The sequence below is a fragment of the Methylobacterium currus genome (assembly GCF_003058325.1).
GTDB lineage: Bacteria > Pseudomonadota > Alphaproteobacteria > Rhizobiales > Beijerinckiaceae > Methylobacterium > Methylobacterium currus.
The window spans coordinates 3,513,338-3,533,615 of sequence record NZ_CP028843.1 but is presented as its reverse complement, the minus strand read 5'-3'; the positions used below and the strand labels follow the sequence as shown (position 1 = coordinate 3,533,615).

The window sequence follows — 20,278 nt, the reverse complement described above, 5'->3', positions numbered from 1 at the left end:
GCGTCACGGTCCATCGCGGGCGTCCAGGCCTCTGCCGATCGGATCAGTCGATCACCTCGACGACGCGGCGCGTGCCGGGCTCGACCAGCACCGGGTGATCGTTGACGATGGTGTAATTGTAGCCCTTGAGGGCGAATTCCGGCGGCACGTCGTAATAGACCACGCCCTCGGGCGGCAGCACCGTGCCGACGCGCAAAGGCCCCTCGTAGACGAAGGACGGCCGGCGCTCGCCGGCGGCATAGATGCGGAAGCGCTCGCGCCGGTCGATGCCCAGGATGCTGTTGGCCGTGCCGACGGCAGCCCCGATGGCCCCGCCCACCACCGCACCCACCGGCCCGGCGATCACCTCGCCCCGTGCCGCGCCGTCCTGAGCCCCGCGGGCGGTGCCCTGGGCGTGGGCGGAGCTAAGGCCGGTGGCGACGAGGAGGGCGGCGAGGGCGAGGCGCATGGGCGGAATCTCGAAAAGGCAGGGGCAGCTTGGCCGTCGAGGGAGAACGGCGGGTCTACGGGGGAGGTTCCGGGGCTGCATGTCCGGATTCGGCGTTAACCGCGATTGAAGAGGATTGGGGACGGAACCCGAAAACCCTGTTCCGTCCACGATTTGGAAGGCGGGCGGCTCCTAGCGTCGTCGCCATGAGACGGATGCGGACCAACGGGACGGCAGGGGGCGGCACGGCGCGGCGACAGGTCTGCGCTCCGGCCATGGGACCCGCACGGGCGTGACGATGAGCCATCGGCGCAACGACCAGATCGACATGGTGGTGCCCTTCGTGCACTTCCGCGACCAGCGGGAGACGATGGAGCGGCCGTTCTTCTCGATCGCCAAACAGAAGCGCCTGAAGGAGATCGACTATACCAGCCCCGACGGCTCGGTCTGGGTACGGGTGCTGCCGAACCAGGCCTACGGCATGGCGACGATCTGGGATGCCGACATCCTGATCTGGGCCGCCTCGACCATCTGCGAGATGAAGAAGCGCGGCCGCAACGACATTCCGCGCAAGCTCCACTTCATGCCCTACGACCTGCTCAAGGGCATCGGCCGCGAGACCGGCGGGCGGCAGTACAAGCTCCTGCGCGACGCGCTGTTTCGCCTGCAATCGACCTCGGTGCGCACCAACATCCGGGCCGAGAAGGCGAAGCGCAAGGAGCGTCAGTTCAGCTGGATCGACGCGTTCGACGACACGATCGACGAGGAGACCAATGCCAGCCGCGGCATGTCGATCACCCTGTCGGACTGGTTCTACGAGGGCGTGCTGATGGATGGCGGCGTGCTCGCCATCGACCCGGCCTATTTCGGCATCACCGGCGGGCGCGAGCGCTGGCTCTACCGCATCGCCCGCAAGCATGCCGGGGGAGCGGGGGAGGGGGGGTTCGCCATCAGCCTGCCGACCCTGTTCGAGAAGTCGGGCGCGGAAGGGACCTACCGCCGGTTCAAGTTCGAGATCGCCAAGATCGCCAAGGCGGACGAATTGCCGGGCTTCGTCCTGCGGATCGAGGAGAAGGAGCGCGGCGAGCCGCATCTGCGGATGATCCGCCGCGACCTCGTCACCGACGAGGTGCTGGTCGAGGCAGCCCCGAAGCCGAAACGCACCCGCAAGCCGAAGGCGGCGCCGGCACTGCCGCTCTTCCGCCACCTCTCCGACGAGACGATCGCGCTGTGCCGCAAGGCCCATCCGGGATGGGACGTGTACGGGCTGAAGACCGAGTTCGACCACTGGCTCGAAGGCGATCCGGACCGCGAGCCGAAGAACTACGAGAGCGCCTTCTTAGGGTTCGCCGAGCGCTTCGTGCGCGACGCCCATTGATCCACAGGCCCGCCCGTTCCCGATGTACGGGAGATGCGGCGGGCGACGAGGGCGGCCCCGAGGAGAAATCCCCGGAATCCCTGTGAATGACTCCGGCAGAGTCGGCACTTCGGGAACGCTCCGGGGCCGGAACGGTACTTCGGGAACGCCCACCGTGCGATCGGGAACGCCGGCACGGTACTTCGGGGACGGAGGGCGCGGTACTTCGGGGACGAATCGTCGGTACATCGGGAACGGCCCACCCGCATTAAGCATTTGGGCGAGTTCCAGGAATCGCCGCCGCCCGAGCGCCTAAATCGATAAAGATTCCTGTAACACTCTAAGCGGTGCATTCTGGGGAAAAGCCGGACAGCGAGTCCGGCCCGGAATCACAGCCCGCAAACACGAGTCGAGAACGGGTCCACAAGGCACCCACAGGAGTCGACGGGACTCGCCGGACCGAATCAGGGCACGACGGCATCTGTCGAACCGGAGCGCGCGAACTGGACTCGACTCGAGAAAGCTTTCCTGTGGGACTCTCCGGGGTGGCGGATCGCGATCTCGACTCGTCAGACCTCGCATCGTACGAGCGGATTCAAGGCGGCGACGGGATCGGACGGCGATGCGCGATGACGGGAAATCGGGGGTTCCCGCCAGGGTGGACCGTTCGTGAAGTACGCCCCGGCGGCGGTCGGTCGGGGCGGATGCGCTATCCGGGGAGGCGGCGGGGCGGAAGAGTGTGCCGGTCGCGGTCACGGACGTCCCGCCGAACGGTGCCGCCAGGGGATGAAACGACCGCGGCGATGCGGGAGCGTACATCGGGGACAGCGGGGAGAGTGACCGATCGGTGCGGCGGCGACGCACGATCTCCCCGCCATGGCGGAGGCATTGGGAGTGGATAAGGCGCGCGCAGGACGGGCGGTTTCGGGATGGAGGCGGGGCAAACGAAACCATGACGGTCTCGGCGGCCACGAAGCCTTCTGAAGCAATCGACGCGGAGTCACGCGGAGTTCCCGAAGTACGCCGGCTTCCATTTGGCCGCTTCGTCGAGAGCGGTCACGTCCCGCCACTCCGAACATCCTGGTTTTATCGGGAAATCCGCACACACATCGACATCTCCCGGCGTCATCCCGGAACTCGCCGAAAGCGAGAACCTAGGATGACGCCGAGGGTCGCCACTCAGTCCACCCACTCAAGCCGGCGCTCAGCCGAGCGACGGCAAGTTCAGCCCGTGCTCCCGGGCACACGCGACCGCATCGTCGTAGCCGGCATCGGCGTGGCGCATCACGCCGGTGGCGGGGTCATTCCACAGTACCCGCTCCAGGCGCCGGTCCGCCGCCTCGCTGCCGTCGCAGACGATCACCATGCCGGCATGCTGCGAGAAGCCCATCCCGACCCCGCCGCCATGGTGCAGCGAAACCCAGGTGGCCCCGGACGCGGTGTTGAGGAGGGCATTGAGCAGCGGCCAGTCGGAGACCGCGTCGGAGCCGTCGCGCATCGCCTCCGTCTCGCGGTTCGGCGAGGCGACCGAGCCGGAATCGAGGTGGTCGCGGCCGATGACGATCGGCGCCTTCAGCTCGCCCTTGCGCACCATCTCGTTGAAGGCGAGGCCGAGCCGGTGGCGGTCGCCGAGGCCCACCCAGCAGATCCGCGCCGGCAGGCCCTGGAACCGGATCTTCTCCCGCGCCATGTCGAGCCAGCGGTGGAGATGGTGGTTGTCGGGCAGAAGCTCCTTCACCTTGGCGTCGGTCGCAAAAATGTCCTCCGGGTCGCCCGAGAGGGCGCACCAGCGGAACGGCCCGATGCCGCGGCAGAAGAGCGGACGAATGTAGGCCGGCACGAAGCCCGGGAAGGCGAAGGCGTTCTCGACGCCCTCCTCCAGCGCCATCTGGCGGATGTTGTTGCCGTAATCGACCACCGGCACGCCGGCGCGGTGGAAGTCGAGCATCGCCCGCACGTGCACCGCCATCGAGCGCTTCGCCGCCGCCGCCACGGCGGCCGGGTCGGTCTCGCGCTTGGATTCCCACTCGGCGACCGTCCAGCCCGCCGGCAGGTAGCCGTTGACGGGATCGTGGGCCGAGGTCTGGTCGGTGACGCAGTCGGGGCGCACGCCGCGGGCGTAGAGCTCCGCGAAGATGTCCGCCGCATTGCCGAGCAGCGCGACCGAGCGCGGGGTCTTGGTGCGGCAGGATTCCTCGATCAGCGCGAGCGCATGGTCGAGGTCGCGGGCCTGAACGTCGACGTAAGCAGTGCGCAACCGGAACTCGATGCGCGAGGCCTGCGCCTCGACGGCCAGGCACGAGGCCCCCGCCATGGTGGCGGCGAGCGTCTGCGCGCCGCCCATGCCGCCAAGGCCCGCCGTCAGAATCCAGCGGCCCGACAGGTCGCCGGCATAGTGCTGGCGGCCCATCTCGACGAAGGTCTCGTAGGTGCCCTGCACGATGCCCTGGCTGCCGATATAGATCCAGGACCCGGCCGTCATCTGGCCGTACATCATCAGGCCCTTGCGATCGAGCTCGTGGAAATGCTCCCAGGTCGCCCAGTGCGGCACGAGGTTCGAGTTGGCGATCAGCACGCGGGGGGCATCCGGATGGGTGCGAAACACCCCGACCGGCTTGCCGGACTGGACCAGCAGGGTCTGGTCGTCGTCGAGGTCGCGCAGGGCTGCCACGATGCGGTCGAAGCTCGCCCAGTCCCGCGCCGCCCGGCCGATGCCGCCATAGACTACCAGCTCGCCCGGCCGCTCGGCGACGTCGGGATCGAGGTTGTTCATCAGCATCCGGAGCGGCGCTTCGGTCAGCCAGCTCTTGGCGGTGAGGGTCGGGCCATGGGGGGCGCGGACGATGCGGGCGTTGTCGATGCGGGTCATGGGCGGGGGCTCCGGAGAAGATAAGGTCGAGAAATCGCAGTTCATGAGTGTCATCCCACCCGCGACCTCATCCTGAGGACGGGTGGGAGAGGATTGCCGTCCGTGCGACCGTGGTTGCGGGTCGAACGTCGTCTCAGCCGAGGGCTGGGAGCGGCACCTCGCCCACTGCCGCCACGAGGCTGCCGTCCCGCACCAGCGCCAGCGCCGCCGCGATATCGGGGTGAAAATGCCGGTCGTCGTCGAGATGCGGCACGTCCGCCCGCAGCCGCGCCCGCACCGCCTCCAGTGCGGGGCTCGAGGTGAGCGGCGCGTGGAAGTCGCAGCCTTGCGCCGCCGCCAGGACCTCGATCGCCACCACCGCGGCGGCGTTCTCGGCCATCGGCATCAGGCGGCGGGCGCCGTGGGCGGCCATCGAGACGTGGTCCTCCTGGTTGGCCGAGGTCGGGATCGAATCGACGCTCGCCGGCATCGCCCGCTGCTTGTTCTCGGAGACGAGGGAAGCGGCCGTCACCTGCGGGATCATGAAGCCGGAATTCAGCCCCGGCTTCGGCGTCAGGAAGGCCGGCAGGCCCGACAGGGCGGGGTCGACCAGCATGGCAATGCGCCGCTCGGACAGGGAGCCGATCTCGCACAAAGCCATGGCGATCATGTCGGCCGCGAAGGCCACCGGCTCGGCGTGGAAGTTGCCGCCGGACAGGGCCTCGTCGGTCTCGGGGAAGATCAGCGGGTTGTCGGAGACGCCGTTCGCTTCCGTGGCGAGCGTCTCGGCGGCTTGCCGGAGCAGGTCGAGGCACGCGCCCATCACCTGCGGCTGGCAGCGCAGGCAATAGGGGTCCTGCACCCGCTCGTCGCCGACGAGGTGCGAGGCCCGGATGGCGCTGCCGGCCATCAGGGCGCGCAAGGCGGCCGCGGTCTCGATCTGGCCGCGGTGGCGGCGCAAGCCGTGGATGCGCGGATCGAACGGTGCGTCGGAGCCCCGCGCCGCGTCGGTGGCGAGCGCCCCGGCGACGAGGGCCGTGCGCAGCAGGGTCTCGGCCTCGAACAGGCCGGCCAGCGCATTGGCGGTCGAGAACTGGGTGCCGTTGAGGAGCGCCAGGCCCTCCTTCGGCCCGAGCGTGGCCGGCGCGAGGCCGGCCGCGGCCAGAGCCTGGGCAGCGGGCATCCGTCCCGTCGGCGTGAAGGCCTCGCCGACCCCGATCATCACCGCCGCCATGTGGGCGAGCGGCGCGAGGTCTCCCGAGGCGCCGACCGAGCCCTGGCACGGCACGACCGGGATCACGTCGCGGGCGAGCATCGCCGCCAGCAGGTCGAGCGTTTCGGACTGCACGCCGGAGGCGCCTTGCGCCAGGCTCGCGAGCTTGAGCGCCAGCATCAGCCGCACGACCGGCACGGGGCTCGGCTCACCGACGCCTGCGGCGTGGGAGAGCACGATGTTGCGCTGGAGCGTCGCGAGGTCGGCGGCGTCGATCCGCACGCTCGCGAGTTTTCCGAATCCGGTATTGATGCCGTAGACCGGCTCGCCCCGGGCGAGGATCCGGGCGACCGCCGCCGCACTCTCGGCGACCGCCGGGGCGCAAGATCGATCGAGGGCGGCGCGGGCGCCGCGATAGACCGCGCGCCAGCCGGAGAGCGGCACCGCGCCCGGCACGAGGGTGATCGTCTCGGTCATCGTGTTCCCCGGATGCGGGCGTGGAGCGGGTTGAAGCCCATGCGGTAGACGAGCTCGGCCGGCCGCTCGACCGACCAGACCGCGAGGTCGGCGCGCTTGCCGGCCTCGAGGGTGCCGACCTCGGACAGGATCCCGAGGGCGCGGGCGGCCTCGCGGGTGGTGCCGGCCAGGCACTCGTCGACGGTGAGGCGAAACAGGGTCGCGGCCATGTTCATGGCGAGCAGCAGCGAGGTGAGCGGCGAGGTGCCGGGATTGGCGTCGGTCGCCACTGCCATGGGGACGCCGTGCTGCCGGAAGAGCGCCACCGGCGGCAGCTTGGTCTCGCGGATGAAGTAGTAGGCGCCGGGCAGGAGCACCGCGACGGTGCCGCTCCTCGCCATGGCGGCGGCGCCGGATTCGTCGGTATGCTCGAGGTGGTCGGCCGAGAGGGCGCGGTAGCGCGCGGCCAGCGCCGCGCCGCCGAGATTCGAGAGCTGGTCGGCGTGGAGCTTCACCGGCAGGCTCAAGGCCTGGGCCCGGTCGAACACCCGGGCGACCTGATCGGGCGAGAAGGCCAGCCCCTCGCAGAACGCATCGACCGCGTCGACCAGTCCTTCTGCGGCGAGCGCCGGCAGCATCGTGTCGGCGACCGCGGCGATGAACGCGTCCTTGTCGCCGCCGGCCTCCGGCGGCAGGGCGTGGGCGCCGAGGAAGGTGGTGCGGATGCCCACAGACCGCATCTCGCCGAGCCGGCGGGCGGCGCGAAGGGCCTTGCGCTCGCTGGCGAGGTCGAGGCCGTAGCCCGATTTCACCTCGACGGTGGTGACGCCCTCGGACATCAGCGCGTCGAGCCGGGGAAGCGTCTGGCGCACCAGCTCGTCCTCGCTCGCCGCACGCAAGGCGCCGACCGAGGAGACGATGCCGCCGCCGGCCCGCGCCACCTCCTCGTAGGAGGCCCCGGCGAGACGCAACTCGAATTCGTGCGCCCGGTCGCCGGCCCAGACGAGATGGGTGTGGCAGTCGATCAGCCCCGGGGTGATCCAGCGGCCCTCGCCGTCGACGATCTCGGCGCCGTCGAGCGCCGCCCCCGGCAGGTCGGCCTCCGCGCCGGCGAACAGGATGCGGCCGTCGCGGATCGCGAGCGCGGCCTTCTCCACCGCGCCGATGCCCGGGAGCCCGGGCGCGACGGTGGCGAGCCGGACGTTGCGCCAGACCTGCGGCACCCGTTCTGTCTCGCTCATGCGCGTCTCCTCCGTGATTCGCGTATATGTATAGACATGAGCGATCGGGCTTGTATAGACATGATGCGACGCGCGCGAGCGCCAAGGACCCCAAGGACCTATGCAGGAGACGCGCCGATGACCGTGCTGCACGCTGCCCACGCCCTCACGCCCACGGGCTGGCAGGCCGATCTCCGGCTCACCCTGGAGGCGGGCCGGTTCTCCTCCGTCGAGGCCAACCGGGCGCCGGAGCCGGGCGACACCCGCGTGGCGGTGCTGGTGCCGGGGCTGCCGAACCTGCACAGCCACGCCTTCCAGCGCGGCATGGCGGGGCTGGCCGAGCGGCGGGGCCCCTCCTCCGACACGTTCTGGACCTGGCGCGAGACGATGTACCGCTTCGCCCTGCGGATGAGTCCCGACGAGGCCGAGGCGGTGGCGGCGCAGGCCTATGTCGAGATGCTCGAATCCGGCTTCACCCGGGTCGGCGAGTTCCACTACCTGCACCATGCCCCGGACGGGCGCCCCTACGCCCGCCTGGCCGAGATGGCCGAGCGGATCGCCGCCGCCGCGTCGCTCACGGGGCTTCGCCTGTCCCTTCTGCCGGTGCTCTACCGCTGGTCGAATTTCGGTGGCGTCGCCCCGAACGAGGGCCAGCGCCGCTTCGTCAGCGACCTCGACCTGTTCGCCCGCCTCGTCGAGGAATCCCGCGCCGCGGTGGCGGATCTCCCCGGCGCAACGCTCGGCGTCGCGCCCCACAGCCTGCGGGCGGTGACGCCCGACGACCTCTCCGCCGCCGTCGCGCTCGCGCAAGGCGGGCCGGTCCATATCCACGCCGCCGAGCAGGTGCGGGAGGTGGAGGAGTGCCTGGGGTGGTCCGGCGCCCGGCCCGTGCAGTGGCTCCTCGACGAGGCCGGCCTCGATTCCCGCTGGTGCCTGATCCATGCCACCCACATGACGGCCGACGAGACCGCCCGGTTCGCGGGCAGCGGCGCCGTCGCGGGGCTGTGCCCGGTGACCGAGGCGAGCCTCGGCGACGGCATCTTCCCGGGCCCCGGCTTCGTCGCGGCGGGGGGGCGCTACGGGGTGGGGACCGATTCGAACGTGCTGGTCGGCGCCGCCGACGAATTGCGCCAGCTCGAATACGCCCAGCGCCTCGGGAACCGGCAGCGCAACGTGCTGGCCGCCCCCGGCGCCTCGACCGGACGGGCCCTGTTCGACGCAGGCCTCGCCGGCGGCACCCAGGCCCTCGCCGCGGAGGGGGGAGGGCTCGCGGCCGGGGCGCCGGCCGATTGCGTGGCGCTGGCCGGGACGGACCCGGCGCTGATCGAGCGGAGCGGCGACGCCCTCCTCGACGGCTGGATCTTCGCGGCCGGCTCGCGGGCGGTGGAGGCGGTGTGGGTGGACGGCCGGCAGGTCGTCGCGGGCGGGCGCCACGTGGCGCGGGAGGCGGTGGCGGCGCGGTATGCGGGGGCGCTCGGGCGGCTGATGGCGGCGTGATCGACTGTCACCGATCCCAGCTCCCTCAGCTTTCCCAAGTCGAGCACACCTCCCCTCTCCCACACGGGAGAGGGGATCCCGCGGCTTTCCGTCATCGAATCGCGCCCAGTCTGGATTGCCATGCGGCTTCCGTCTTCGAGCTCGGGTATGAGAGAGGCGGCCGGACCTCCCGGTGGAGTCGACGGCAGGAGGCGGCGTGTGCGAGCGAGATCCCTTGAGCGGACCTGATCCCCGATGACCGCCCACGATCCCGCCCGCCCCGAGGCCCGGCCGATCTCGCTGCACCAGCAGATCCTCTCGGAACTCCAGGGCCACATCCTGTCCGGCCGCTGGCCCCCCGGCCACCGCATCCCGTTCGAGCACGAGCTGACGGCGCAGTTCGGCTGCTCGCGCATGACCGTCAACAAGGTGCTGACCCAGCTCGCCGCCGCCGGGCTGATCGAGCGCCGGCGCAAGGTCGGCTCCTTCGTGCGCCAGCCGCATTCGCAATCGGCGGTGCTGGAGATCCCGGAGATCCGCAGCGAGGTCGAGGCCCTGGGCCTGCCCTACCGCTTCACCCTGCTCCGGCGCCGCCGGAGGCGCAGCACGCAGGCCGACCGCGCGGAACTCGGGCTCGACGCGCCGGCCCCGGTCCTGGCCCTCACCGGCCGGCACGACGCCGGGCCGCGCCCGTTCTGCCTGGAGGAGCGGCTGATCCACCTCGCGGCGGTGCCGGAGGCCGAGGCGCAGGATTTTTCCGCGGAGCCGCCGGGGGCATGGCTCGTCCATCACGTGCCCTGGAGCGCGGCCGAGCACCGCATCCGCGCGCGGAGCGCCGATGCCGGCCTCGCCGCCACGATGGCCTGTCCGCCCGGGACGCCCTGCCTCGTCGTCGAGCGCCGCACCTGGAGTGCCGGGCGCCCCGTCACCGTCGTGCGGCTGACCTATCCGGGTGAGGCGCACGAGCTCGTCGCCCGTTTCGCACCGTCACAGAGTTGACGTAATGCCCTAGCCCTCACAAGCCCGATCAGCTATCAGCCCTGCCGGCAACGGCCGGTCCTGCCGGGTTTTCTCTACGTCACCGCCCCGTCGCCGCGAGGCGGGGCATGAACGGTCGAGGGTGATGCGGTACGAGGTCGAGCGGAAGTTCCTGGTCGCTCATGCGGGTTGGCGCGAGCACGCGGTGAGCCGGCACCGGCTCACGGACGGGCTCGTGGGCGAGTTCGCCGGCGGCAAGGTCCGGGTGCGGCTCGACGAGGAGCGGGCCTGGCTCACCGTCAAGGGCCGGCGCGACGGCCTGTCCCGGCCGGAATTCGAGTACGAGATCCCGCGGGGCGAGGCCGAGGACATGCTGCGCCTCGTCTGCGAGACCTGCCTGATCGAGAAGACGCGCCACTGCGTGCCGCATGGCGGGCTGGTCTGGACCGTGGACGAGTATGGCGGGTCGCTCGCCGGCATGGTCCTGGCCGAGATCGAGCTGGAGCACGAGGCGCAGGTCGTAGCCCTGCCGGACTGGCTCGGCCGCGAGATCACGGCGGATGCGCGCTTCCGCCAATCGACCCTGCTGCGACTCGCCCGCGAGGCCGGCCGCCCGGTGACCCTGACCGAGGTGATCGCCGCGCAGCTGTGAGGATCCCGCCGCATCCGGGCGCGGCACGCGGCATGAAGATCCCGGACATGCCGGTGAGGAAATGCCGGCATTCCACAGCATGGCCCATCGATGATCGCGGCAGAGAGGCCGGATGCCGGACGGTCGTTGTCCTTTGCCCGGGCATCGTCTATGACCCGGCGCCAGACTCAATCGAGCTCACCAGCCGGCGTCTTCTAAAGAGCCCCCGAAGCAGCCGTCAGGCTGCCGCGAAGAGCGGGCGAAGCGGATGCCGCCCCGCCCTCCGGCCTGGTCCGGACGCGCGGGGAATCGAGGCCCCGAGGGACCGACGGCGTCGGGGTACCGCGGCCTCCTCCCGAGGAAACCACCCGAAAAGGTCTTACGCGGCGAGCCGGCGGCGCGCTCGCGATCGGACGCCTGTCACGGCCGGGGGCGCGCGCCTGCCGGTCCTGTACCAGAACGGGGTTTGGCCATGCGTGCCGACGACAAGACCACCAGCCTTGCCAGCGTGAGCCGGCGCCGGATCCTCGGCGGTGCGGCTGCCGGCCTCGCGGCCGCGGCTTTGCCCGATTCGCTCGCCCTGGCCAAGGATCCGGATGGAACCGGCGCCGACAAGGTCGACGTGCTGCTGATCGGCGGCGGCGTGATGAGCGCGACGCTCGGCGTGTGGCTCAACGAGCTGGAGCCGGGCTGGTCGATCCGGATGCTCGAGCGCCTCGACCAGGTGGCGATGGAGAGCTCGAACGGCTGGAACAACGCCGGCACCGGCCATTCGGCGCTGGCCGAGCTGAACTATACGCCCGAGAAGAAGGGCAAGATCGAGATCGCCAAGGCTGTCGAGATCAACGAGGCGTTCCAAGTCACCCGCCAGTTCCTCGCCTGGCAGGTGAAGAACGGCGTCTTGAGGGACCCCAAGACCTTCATCAACTACACGCCCCACATGAGCTTCGTCTGGGGTGATGACAACATCGACTTTCTCAAGCGGCGCTACGAGGCGCTGAAGGCGAGCCCGCTCTTCGCCGGGATGGAGTTCTCGACCGATCCCGGGCAGCTGAAAAAGTGGGTGCCCCTGATGATGGAGGGGCGCGACCCGAACCAGAAGGTCGCCGCCACCTGGTCGCCGCTCGGCACCGACGTCGAGTGGGGCGAGGTCACCCGCCAATACGTCGCCCACCTGCGCCGCCAGCCGACCTTCCGCCTCGACGTCTCGACCGAGGTCCAGGGCATCGCCAAGAACGCCGACGGCTCCTGGCGCGTGACCTCGCGCAACCTCAGGGACGGGTCGCGCCAGGCGGTCGACGCCAAGTTCGTGTTCATCGGCGCCGGCGGCGGCGCCCTGCACCTGCTCCAGGCCTCCGGCATCCCGGAGGGCCAGGACTATGCCGGCTTCCCGGTCGGCGGCTCGTTCCTGATCAACGAGAACCCGGACGTCGCCACGCTCCACCTCGCCAAGGCCTACGGCAAGGCCTCGGTCGGCTCGCCGCCGATGTCGGTGCCCCATCTCGACACCCGCGTGCTCGGCGGCAAGCGCGTCCTCCTGTTCGGGCCGTTCGCGACCTTCTCGACCAAATTCCTGAAGGAGGGCTCGTATCTCGACCTGCTGACCTCGACCACGACCAGCAACGTCTGGCCGATGATGCGGGTCGGCCTCGACGAGTTCCCGCTGGTGGAATACCTCGCCGGCCAGCTGATGCTCTCCGACGACGACCGGCACGCGGCGCTGAAGGAATACTTCCCGGACGCCAGGAAGGGCGAGTGGCGCCTGTGGCAGGCCGGCCAGCGCGTGCAGATCATCAAGCGCGACAAGGACAAGGGCGGGGTGCTGAAGCTCGGCACCGAGATCGTCAACGCGCAGGACGGCAGCATCGCGGCGCTGCTCGGCGCCTCGCCGGGCGCCTCCACGGCGGCGCCGATCATGCTGCAGGTGCTCGAGAAGGTCTTTGCCAAGAACGTCGCCACGCCCGAATGGCAGGCGAAGATCCGCCAGATCGTCCCGAGCTACGGCCAGCGCCTGAACGACGATCCGGAGAAGGTCGCTCAAGGCTGGGCCTATACCAGCGAGCAGTTGCAGCTACCGGCCCCGCCGGCGATCGACCGCGCTCCGCTGAAGCCGGTTCCGGTGAGCGACACGGTGCTCAGCAGCAGCGACATCCCGGTCAAGGCCCCGGTCCACGACCTGGCGCCGTAAGGGCGCGCGTCCCGTCCCCGGGATCGCGCGGGCCGTCCCGGGCGGCAGGGCTGCCCGGGGAAATCAAGGCTGCCCAGAGGGCCCACCGGAGCCGCGCACGAGGCCGGGAGACCGGATCAGTCCCAGATATCCGCGTTCAGGATCTCGTGTGCCAGCGCCCGGCTCGGCTCGCGGTGGAGGCCGGGGCCGGACAGGACGAACTCGACGTCGGCGAGGCGCGGCAGGTCGGCGTGGGAGAGTTCCTGCAACCCGTCGGGGATCAGGCTGCGGGGCTGCGCCATCAGGCCGACGCCGGCGAGCGCCGCGGCGCGCAAGCCGCTGAGGCTGGCGCAGGTGCAGGTGATGCGGAAGGCCCGGCCCTCCTGCGTGAGAGCCGCGAGCGCCACCGCCCGGGTGATGCTGGGGGCCGGGAAGCTCGCGAGCGCCACCGGCTCGCCCCGCTCCGGCAGGGCGGTGGGCAACCCGACCCAGACCAGCCGGTCGCGCCGGACCAGCATCCCTTGCGTCTCGCCGACATGGCGCTTGCCCAGCACGAGGTCGAGCTCGCCCCTCGCCAGCGCGTCGTGGAGGAAGCCGGTCAACGCCACGCTTAGTTCGAGGTCCACCGACGGGTAGGCCTCGCGGAAATCGCGAAGCACCTCCGACAGCCGGCTCTGCACGAAATCCTCCGAGGCGCCGAAGCGGACCTTGCCCCGCACGGGACCTCCGGCCAGCGCCCGCTCCAGCCGCTCGTGGGCATCGAGCACCGTGCGGGCGAAGCCCAGCACCGTCTCGCCCTCCGGGGTCAGGGCCACCGAATGGGTGTCCCGGGCCACCAGCCGGCGCCCGATCTGGGCCTCCAGGCGCTGGACGTGCTGGCTCACCGTCGACTGGCCGAGGCCGAGCTGCTCGGCCGCCCGGCTGAAGCTGCGGCTGCGCACCACCGCCGCCAGGGTGCGCAGCAGCACGGGATCGATCAGGCGGGTCACGTCGGCTCTCCGCATCCTGCATGAGCGAAGCCTACGCTATCGCATTTCACGATAACTGTAATCCTGCGCTCCCGCGTACCCATCCGGGGCCTGTCCGATTAGGTAGGCGAGGTTCCTTCCAGACGCTCGGCCCGCCATGCTCTCGCGCTTTCGCCCCGATACCTTCACGCTGATGATCGTCGGCGCCCTGATCCTCGGCAGCCTGCTGCCGGTTCAGGACCGGCCGGCCGAGTGGCTCGGCGTCTTCGCCAACGGCATGATCGCGCTCCTCTTCTTCCTGCACGGGGCGCGCATCGACCGTCAGACGGCGCTCGCCGGGCTGGTGCATTGGCGGCTGCACCTCGTGGTCTTCGCCTCGACCTTCGTGCTGTTCCCGATCCTCGGCCTCGCCGCCGGCCTGCTCAGCCCGACCCTGCTGACCCCGGCGCTGGCCGCGGGCGTGCTCTTCCTCTGCGTGCTGCCCTCCACCGTGCAATCCTCCATCGCCTTCACGTCGGTGGCGGGCGGCAACGTGCCGGCGGCGATCTGCTCGGCCTCGGCCTCGAACATCCTCGGCATGTTCATCACCCCGCTCCTCGTCGCGGTGCTGCTCAACACGCAAGGCAGCCACCACGGCTTCGATTGGGGGGCGGTCGGCAAGATCATGGCCCAGCTGCTCCTGCCCTTCGCGCTCGGCCAGCTGCTGCAGCCGCGCCTCGGCCCGTGGCTGACCCGGCACAAGCCGCTGACCATGGTGGTCGATCGCGGCTCGATCCTGCTCATCGTCTACATCGCCTTCAGCCACGCGGTGGTGACCGGCCTGTGGAGCCGCACGCCCCTGCCGGCGCTGGCCACCATGCTGGTCGTCGACCTGGTTCTGCTCGCCGCGGTGCTGGCGATCACGACCGCCGCGAGCCGCCTCCTCGGCTTCTCGAAGGAGGACGAGATCACCATCGTGTTCTGCGGCTCGAAGAAGAGCCTGGCTTCCGGCGTGCCGATGGCGAACGTGATCTTCGCCGGTCAGGATGTCGGCGGCATCATGCTGCCCCTGATGCTCTTCCATCAGGTCCAGCTCATGGCTTGCGCCGCGCTCGCCCGCCGCTACGCCGCGCGCACGCAAGACGCGCTCGCCGCCGAGGAGGGCCCGGCCCGGGCCGGCGTCGCGCCGGCCGCCGCGAAGCTCGCGGCGCGCTGATCCAAGCTCGCGGCGCGCCGATCCAAGCTCGCGGCGCGCCGATCCAAGCGGCGCTGATCCAAGCGGCGCCGACCCGACTGGCGCTGATCTGGCGGCGTTGACGAAAGATTCACGTCGTCGCGCCATTCTCATGGGGAGCCAAGTTGCGTACCGGCTCTCCCGAATGTCCGGCCCCGTCGCGCGTTCCGCGGCGGGGCCGCGCCGTTTCTTCGGGGCTCTACGACGGGATGACGGTCGGAGAACGTCCGGGAATCGACCGTCGATCGTTTTAAGCCTTCATTCACCTTGTCGCTTCAGCCGGCGCACACCATCCCGCCTCTAGTTTTACCGGGTGCCGTCACCCGAGGAGGCGCCCGATGACCACGTTCGTCCTGCCGCGCCGCGACCTCGCCGCGGTGCCGGTCCTGTCGCTGCTGCGCGGCTTCGGCCACGTCCTGATGGCGGCGTTCATCTTCTTCGCCTGCTTCGCCTTCTCGGACACATCGCCCTACGACATCGTGGCAATCCCGACCATCGTGCTCTGGGTCCTGCTCGGCGTGCGGCTCTACCGCGGGGCGGTGCCCGTCGTCATGGTGCTCCTCGTCTTCGTGGGCGCGACGGTCGTCGCCCTGATGCCCTATCTCGACGAGGACCTCTCGGCGATCTGGACGCTGCAGCTCTGCTACCTCGCCGTCACCGGCATCTTCTTCACGATGTTCTTCTCGGACGGCAGCGACCGCCGGATCGAGGCCGCCCTCAAGGTCTACACCGCCAGCACGCTGTTCAGCGCCGTCCTCGGCATCGGCGGCTATCTCGAGCTGATCGGCAACGAGGAGCTGTTTTCCAAGTACGGCCGGGCCTCCGGCACCTTCCAGGACCCGAACGTGTTCGGCTCGTTCCTGACCCTCGGCGCGCTCTACCTGATGCACAACCTGCTCACCGGCCGCGCCCGGCATCCGCTGCTCTCGGGCCTCGGCCTCGGGATCCTGCTCACCGGCGTGTTCCTGTCCTTCTCCCGCGGCTCCTGGGGCGGAACCCTGGCGATGAGCGGGCTGATGGTCCTGATGCTCCACCAGACCAGCGCTCCGTTCTTGCGCCGCCGCATCGTGCTGCTCGCCGCCCTCACGGCGGGGTTCGGGGCGGTCGCCCTCGTGGGCCTGCTCTCGGTGGGCAATGTTGGCGAGACCTTCGCCAAGCGTGCCGCCGTTACCCAGGATTACGACGAGGGCGAGACCGGCCGCTTCGGCAACCAGCTGCGCGGCATCGGCATGCTGATCGAGGACCCGCTCGGCATGGGCCCGCTGCGCTGGCGCCGCACCTTCAACCTCGAGCCGCACAATTCCTATATCGGCGCCTTCTCCAACGGCGGCTGGGTCGGCGGCGTCGCCTTCGTGTTCCTGGTGCTGATGACCACCCGGGTGGGGCTGCGGCTGATGAGCCAGGACACGCCTTACCGGCGCCACGCCCAGATCGTGGTGCCGGCCCTCCTGATGTTCTTCCTCCAGGCGATGCAGATCGACATGGAGAAGTGGCGCCACGTCTACATGATGCTCGGCATGGTCTGGGGCTTGGAGGCGGCGCGGGTGCGCTGGCTCGCCGGCGGGGAGGCGTGAGGGCAGCATCGGTTTGCAGGCGCCGGCAAATGGGCTAGAGCCCGGCGGACCCCGCGCCCGCCCCTTGCCGGGCCCGTCCCCCGCGACGGGCGCCCGAGGCCGCGCCGCCGAACGCTGCTCTGCGAGACCCGATGTCCAAGCCCGCGAAGGCCGAGAAGGCCGCCACCCTCAAGCCCCGCCTGCCGCGCGGCCTCGTCGACCGCGGGCCGGCCGAGATCGCCGCCACCAACCGGATGCTGGAGAAGATCCGCGAGAGCTTCGAGCTCTACGGCTTCGAGGCGGTGGAGACCCCCTTCATCGAGTACACCGAGGCGCTCGGCAAGTTCCTGCCTGACCTCGACCGGCCGAACGAGGGCGTGTTCTCGTTCCAGGACGACGACGAATCCTGGCTATCCCTGCGCTACGACCTGACGGCGCCGCTCGCCCGCTACGTCGCCGAGCATTTCGACGCCCTGCCCAAGCCCTATCGCAGCTACCGCGCCGGCTACGTCTTCCGCAACGAGAAGCCGGGCCCGGGCCGCTTCCGCCAGTTCATGCAGTTCGACGCCGACATCGTCGGGGCGCCAACCGTCGCGGCGGATGCCGAGATCTGCATGATGGCCGCCGACACGCTGGAGAAGGTCGGCATCGGCCGCGGCGACTACGTGGTGAAGGTCAACAACCGCAAGGTCCTCGACGGCGTGATGGAGGCGATCGGGCTCGGCGGCGACGACCAGGCCGGCCGGCGCCTCACCGTGCTGCGGGCGATCGACAAGCTCGACCGCCTCGGGCCCGACGGCGTGCGCCTGCTGCTCGGCCCCGGCCGCAAGGACGAGAGCGGCGACTTCACCAAGGGCGCCGGCCTCTCGGACGATGCGATCGAGCGCATCCTGCGCTACGTCTCGTTCCAGGCCGCCCCGACCGACGGCGGCGACCGCCTCGCCTTCTGGGAAAGCTTCTTCGGCGGCTGGGGCGAGGTCGTCGGCTCCTCCGAGACCGGGCGCCAGGGCATCGCCGAGCTGCACGCCATCATGAAGCTGTGCGAGGCGGCGGGCTACGGCCACGACCGCGTGCGGGCCGACCCGTCCGTGGTGCGGGGCCTCGAATACTACACCGGCCCGGTCTTCGAGGCCGAGCTGACCTTCCCGGTCGTCAACGAGGACGGCCAGACCGTACGCTTCGGCTCGGTGGCGGGCGGCGGGCGCTATGACGGCCTCGTCGGCCGCTTCCGCTCCGAGCCGGTGCCGGCGACCGGATTCTCGGTCGGCGTCTCGCGCCTGTTCTCCGCCCTCCAGCTGGTCCGCAGCCCGATCGTGTCGGGTCAGGCCGCGCCCGGCCCGGTGGTGGTACTGGTGCTCGACCGCGAGGAGACCGCCGCCTACCAGGCGCTCGTCGCGGCCTTGCGCCAGGCCGGCATCCGCTCCGAGCTCTATCTCGGCGCCTCCGGCATGAAGGCCCAGATGAAGTACGCCGACCGCCGCGGCGCCCCCTGCGTCGTCATCCAGGGCAGCGACGAGCGGGCGAAGGGCGAGGTCCAGATCAAGGACCTGATCGAGGGCGCGAAGGCGGCCGCGGCAATCGACAGCAACGCCGAGTGGAAGGCCGCCCGGCCGGCTCAGTTCTCCGTGCCGGCGGACGAGATGGTCGCGCGGGTGCGCGAGGTGCTGGGGCGGCATTACGGGAGGTGAGACGGGTTCGCCCTCCGGAGACTACGTCATTGACATAGCTTGCCGCCAGGCTCAGCTATGAGTGGCGGATCTCCGTTGCATACGGTCGCAGAGACCTCGGAATTCGTCAGGGACGCCGAGGCCGAGCGCATGCCGCGAGCGAGCCGGCTCGCGCTCAAGCCCATGCTCGCGGCCGATCCGGAGGCGGGCGATCTCATCGTTGGCTCCGGTGGGCATCCGTAAGGTGCGGGTTGCTGGTCGCGGAAAGGGGAAGAGCGGAGGATATCGTGTGCTGACGGCCTCTGTCGGACCTGATGCCCCGGTCTACCTGTTGGCCGTGCTGAGCAAGAGCGACCGGGATACCTCCAGCGATGCCGAGGTGCTGCAGCTTGCCAAGCTGACATCTTCGATCAGAGCGTATTGGCAGCATCGGCGGCAATGATCCGCCTCAGCACCGGGTTCGAGCGCGTGGCCAGAGACATATTCGAGAGGACTTTGCCGGCCTTGAAGGAAGCCGAGGCTCACGCACAGGGTGAAACGCCTCCAGGCCTGATCATCCGTGTTCCCGATGCGATTGACGTCGCCGAAATCCGTCGTCAGACCGGAAAGGCACAGACGGCCTTCGCGGCAAGCATCGGGGTTCCGGTCGCGACGCTTCGGCAGGGGGAGCACCATCGGCGGCAGCCGCAGGGCCCTGCGCGCGTGCTGCTGGCCCTCATCGAGAAAAATCCGAGGTTGGTGGAGGACATGCTCGGCCAGCCGGAGTGAGCGGTTCATCATTCGTGATGCGCTCACTCGAGCGGAGTTGAGATGGCTCTAGGGTTCCACGGAGGGAGCAGGTTGCGAGCGGATACCGTATCCGGCACGTCCTGGCCGGCTGTCATCTGCGCACATGTCCCCAACAGCGATCGGTCGCCAAGCCCGTCTGGTGCTGCTACACGGCCGTCCAAGAAATTTGGATATTGTGACCAATGACGGGTAACGGAGCCGCGGCCCCCCGGCCGGCGGCGGCGCACGAGGCGCTCCTGGCGCTGTTCGAGGACCGGGGCTACGCGCGGGTCGAGCCGCCGGTGCTGCAGCCGGTCGAGCCCTTCCTGGAGCTGTCCGGCGAGGACATCCGCCGCCGCATCTTCATCACCCAGGACGGCGCCGGGGCGGAACTCTGCCTGCGGCCCGAATACACGATCCCGGTCGGGCGCCACCACCGTGCCGTCGCCGACGGGCAGGCGGCCGATTACAGCTATCTCGGCCCGGTCTTCCGCCTGCGGGCCGCGGAGCCCGACGAGTTCCACCAGGCCGGCATCGAATCGATCGGCCGGGCCGACGTGCCGGCGGCCGATGCCGAGATCCTCGGCCTCGCCCTCGACGGGCTCGACCGGCTCGGGCGCCGCGACGGCCAGGTGCGCCTCGGCGATATGGGGCTGATCACCGCGCTCCTCGACGCGCTGAACGTCCAGCCGGCGGCCAAGCGCCGGACGCTGCGGGCAGTGGCCGCCGGCCGCTCCCTCGACGAGATCGCCACCCCCGTGGCGGTCGACGCGGCCCATGCGGGCCTTCTCTCCGCCATCCAGGGCCAGGACCCGCAAGGCGTCCGCGCCTTCGTCGAGGACGTGCTCGCCATCGCCGGCATCAGCCGGGTCGGCGGCCGCACCGCCGGGGAGATCGCCGAGCGCTTCCTCGCCAAGGCGGCGGCCCATGCCGAGGGCGGCGCCGGGCTCGGCGGACGTGCCCGCGAGGTGCTCGATTCCTATCTCGCCCTCACGGGTGACCCCGACGCCGCGGCGGCGGCCGCCCGCGACCTCGCCCGCCGGGCCGGCCTCGACGATCCGCGGCTGGAGGCGGCGCTCGCCCTGTTCGAGGAGCGCAACGGCTTCATCGCCGCCCGCGGCCTGCCGCTCGAGCGCTTCGTGTTCACCGGCAGCTTCGCCCGCAACCTCGACTATTATACCGGCTTCATCTTCGAGGTCGCGGAGGCGGCGGGGGACAAGCCCCTCGTCGGCGGCGGGCGCTACGACGGCCTGCTCCAGCATCTCGGCAGCCGGGACGCCCTGCCCGCCGTGGGCTGCTCGTTCTGGCTCGAACGCTTAGGGGGCGCGTGCTGATG

The 20,278-nt window shown here is 70.5% G+C and carries 15 protein-coding genes; 10 read left to right on the top strand and 5 right to left on the bottom strand.

From position 1 onward, the window contains the following. Positions 1-43: 43 nt before the first annotated feature. Positions 44-448 (bottom strand): DUF1236 domain-containing protein, encoded by a 405-nt coding sequence (locus DA075_RS16460; RefSeq protein ID WP_099954149.1) that lies wholly within the window; start codon positions 446-448, stop codon positions 44-46. A gap of 277 nt (positions 449-725) precedes the next feature. On the opposite strand from DA075_RS16460, the gene DA075_RS16455 reads away from it, so the two are divergent. Further along, positions 726-1,805 carry a replication initiator protein A gene (locus DA075_RS16455; RefSeq protein ID WP_099956635.1) on the top strand — a complete coding sequence of 360 codons (1,080 nt, stop codon included), beginning with the start codon at positions 726-728 and terminating at the stop codon, positions 1,803-1,805. A gap of 1,183 nt (positions 1,806-2,988) precedes the next feature. Here the strand turns inward: DA075_RS16455 and hutU are convergent. From hutU to hutI, 3 genes are all read right to left on the bottom strand, one after another. Next, positions 2,989-4,653: a urocanate hydratase gene (gene hutU, locus DA075_RS16450; protein ID WP_099954148.1), complete on the bottom strand. Its 1,665-nt coding sequence runs from the start codon at positions 4,651-4,653 to the stop codon at positions 2,989-2,991. A gap of 133 nt (positions 4,654-4,786) precedes the next feature. Further along, a complete protein-coding gene (gene hutH / locus DA075_RS16445; RefSeq protein ID WP_099954147.1) occupies positions 4,787-6,322 on the bottom strand; it encodes a histidine ammonia-lyase in 1,536 nt (511 codons plus the stop codon). Continuing rightward, entirely contained in the window at positions 6,319-7,542 is a 1,224-nt protein-coding gene (gene hutI, locus DA075_RS16440) for an imidazolonepropionase (RefSeq protein WP_099954146.1), read from the bottom strand. Before hutI ends, hutH begins: the two co-directional genes overlap by 4 nt. A 117-nt stretch (positions 7,543-7,659) precedes the next feature. Between hutI and DA075_RS16435 the strand changes: the two genes are divergently transcribed. From DA075_RS16435 to mqo, 4 genes are all read left to right on the top strand, one after another. After that, positions 7,660-9,018 carry a formimidoylglutamate deiminase gene (locus DA075_RS16435; protein ID WP_099954145.1) on the top strand — a complete coding sequence of 453 codons (1,359 nt, stop codon included), beginning with the start codon at positions 7,660-7,662 and terminating at the stop codon, positions 9,016-9,018. Between the two features lie 234 nt (positions 9,019-9,252). After that, entirely contained in the window at positions 9,253-9,996 is a 744-nt protein-coding gene (gene hutC, locus DA075_RS16430; RefSeq protein WP_099954144.1) for a histidine utilization repressor, read from the top strand. A 124-nt stretch (positions 9,997-10,120) separates the two neighbouring features. Continuing rightward, complete coding sequence (locus tag DA075_RS16425; RefSeq protein WP_099954143.1) at positions 10,121-10,627, top strand: CYTH domain-containing protein; 507 nt, start codon at positions 10,121-10,123, stop codon at positions 10,625-10,627. Positions 10,628-11,078: 451 nt separating this feature from the next. Then, entirely contained in the window at positions 11,079-12,794 is a 1,716-nt protein-coding gene (gene mqo / locus DA075_RS16420) for a malate dehydrogenase (quinone) (RefSeq protein ID WP_099954142.1), read from the top strand. A gap of 116 nt (positions 12,795-12,910) precedes the next feature. On the opposite strand, the gene DA075_RS16415 is transcribed toward mqo, so the two are convergent. Continuing rightward, positions 12,911-13,762, bottom strand: a complete 852-nt coding sequence (locus tag DA075_RS16415) for a LysR substrate-binding domain-containing protein (RefSeq protein ID WP_099954141.1) — start codon at positions 13,760-13,762, stop codon at positions 12,911-12,913. Between the two features lie 136 nt (positions 13,763-13,898). Between DA075_RS16415 and DA075_RS16410 the strand changes: the two genes are divergently transcribed. From DA075_RS16410 to DA075_RS16385, 5 genes are all read left to right on the top strand, one after another. Continuing rightward, positions 13,899-14,936, top strand: coding sequence for a bile acid:sodium symporter family protein (locus tag DA075_RS16410; protein ID WP_099954140.1), 1,038 nt, complete (start codon positions 13,899-13,901; stop codon positions 14,934-14,936). Positions 14,937-15,292: 356 nt separating this feature from the next. Continuing rightward, positions 15,293-16,528 (top strand): O-antigen ligase family protein, encoded by a 1,236-nt coding sequence (locus tag DA075_RS16405; RefSeq protein WP_099954139.1) that lies wholly within the window; start codon positions 15,293-15,295, stop codon positions 16,526-16,528. 131 nt (positions 16,529-16,659) lie between these two features. Continuing rightward, positions 16,660-18,195, top strand: a complete 1,536-nt coding sequence (hisS, locus tag DA075_RS16400; RefSeq protein ID WP_099954138.1) for a histidine--tRNA ligase — start codon at positions 16,660-16,662, stop codon at positions 18,193-18,195. Between the two features lie 417 nt (positions 18,196-18,612). Continuing rightward, positions 18,613-18,942, top strand: coding sequence for a helix-turn-helix domain-containing protein (locus DA075_RS16390; protein ID WP_244936154.1), 330 nt, complete (start codon positions 18,613-18,615; stop codon positions 18,940-18,942). A gap of 203 nt (positions 18,943-19,145) precedes the next feature. Further along, on the top strand, positions 19,146-20,276 hold the full coding sequence (locus tag DA075_RS16385) for an ATP phosphoribosyltransferase regulatory subunit (protein WP_099954137.1): 1,131 nt from the start codon (positions 19,146-19,148) through the stop codon (positions 20,274-20,276). Positions 20,277-20,278: the final 2 nt, after the last annotated feature.

Excerpts from the sequence above, each read along its gene's own strand:
- DA075_RS16460 (WP_099954149.1), bottom strand. The coding sequence starts at position 448 with ATGCGCCTCGCCCTCGCCGCCCTCCTCGTCGCCACCGGCCTTAGCTCC.
- DA075_RS16455 (WP_099956635.1), top strand. The coding sequence starts at position 726 with ATGAGCCATCGGCGCAACGACCAGATCGACATGGTGGTGCCCTTCGTG.
- hutU (WP_099954148.1), bottom strand. The coding sequence starts at position 4,653 with ATGACCCGCATCGACAACGCCCGCATCGTCCGCGCCCCCCATGGCCCG.
- hutH (WP_099954147.1), bottom strand. The coding sequence starts at position 6,322 with ATGACCGAGACGATCACCCTCGTGCCGGGCGCGGTGCCGCTCTCCGGC.
- hutI (WP_099954146.1), bottom strand. The coding sequence starts at position 7,542 with ATGAGCGAGACAGAACGGGTGCCGCAGGTCTGGCGCAACGTCCGGCTC.
- DA075_RS16435 (WP_099954145.1), top strand. The coding sequence starts at position 7,660 with ATGACCGTGCTGCACGCTGCCCACGCCCTCACGCCCACGGGCTGGCAG.
- hutC (WP_099954144.1), top strand. The coding sequence starts at position 9,253 with ATGACCGCCCACGATCCCGCCCGCCCCGAGGCCCGGCCGATCTCGCTG.
- DA075_RS16425 (WP_099954143.1), top strand. The coding sequence starts at position 10,121 with ATGCGGTACGAGGTCGAGCGGAAGTTCCTGGTCGCTCATGCGGGTTGG.
- mqo (WP_099954142.1), top strand. The coding sequence starts at position 11,079 with ATGCGTGCCGACGACAAGACCACCAGCCTTGCCAGCGTGAGCCGGCGC.
- DA075_RS16410 (WP_099954140.1), top strand. The coding sequence starts at position 13,899 with ATGCTCTCGCGCTTTCGCCCCGATACCTTCACGCTGATGATCGTCGGC.
- DA075_RS16405 (WP_099954139.1), top strand. The coding sequence starts at position 15,293 with ATGACCACGTTCGTCCTGCCGCGCCGCGACCTCGCCGCGGTGCCGGTC.
- hisS (WP_099954138.1), top strand. The coding sequence starts at position 16,660 with ATGTCCAAGCCCGCGAAGGCCGAGAAGGCCGCCACCCTCAAGCCCCGC.
- DA075_RS16390 (WP_244936154.1), top strand. The coding sequence starts at position 18,613 with ATGATCCGCCTCAGCACCGGGTTCGAGCGCGTGGCCAGAGACATATTC.
- DA075_RS16385 (WP_099954137.1), top strand. The coding sequence starts at position 19,146 with ATGACGGGTAACGGAGCCGCGGCCCCCCGGCCGGCGGCGGCGCACGAG.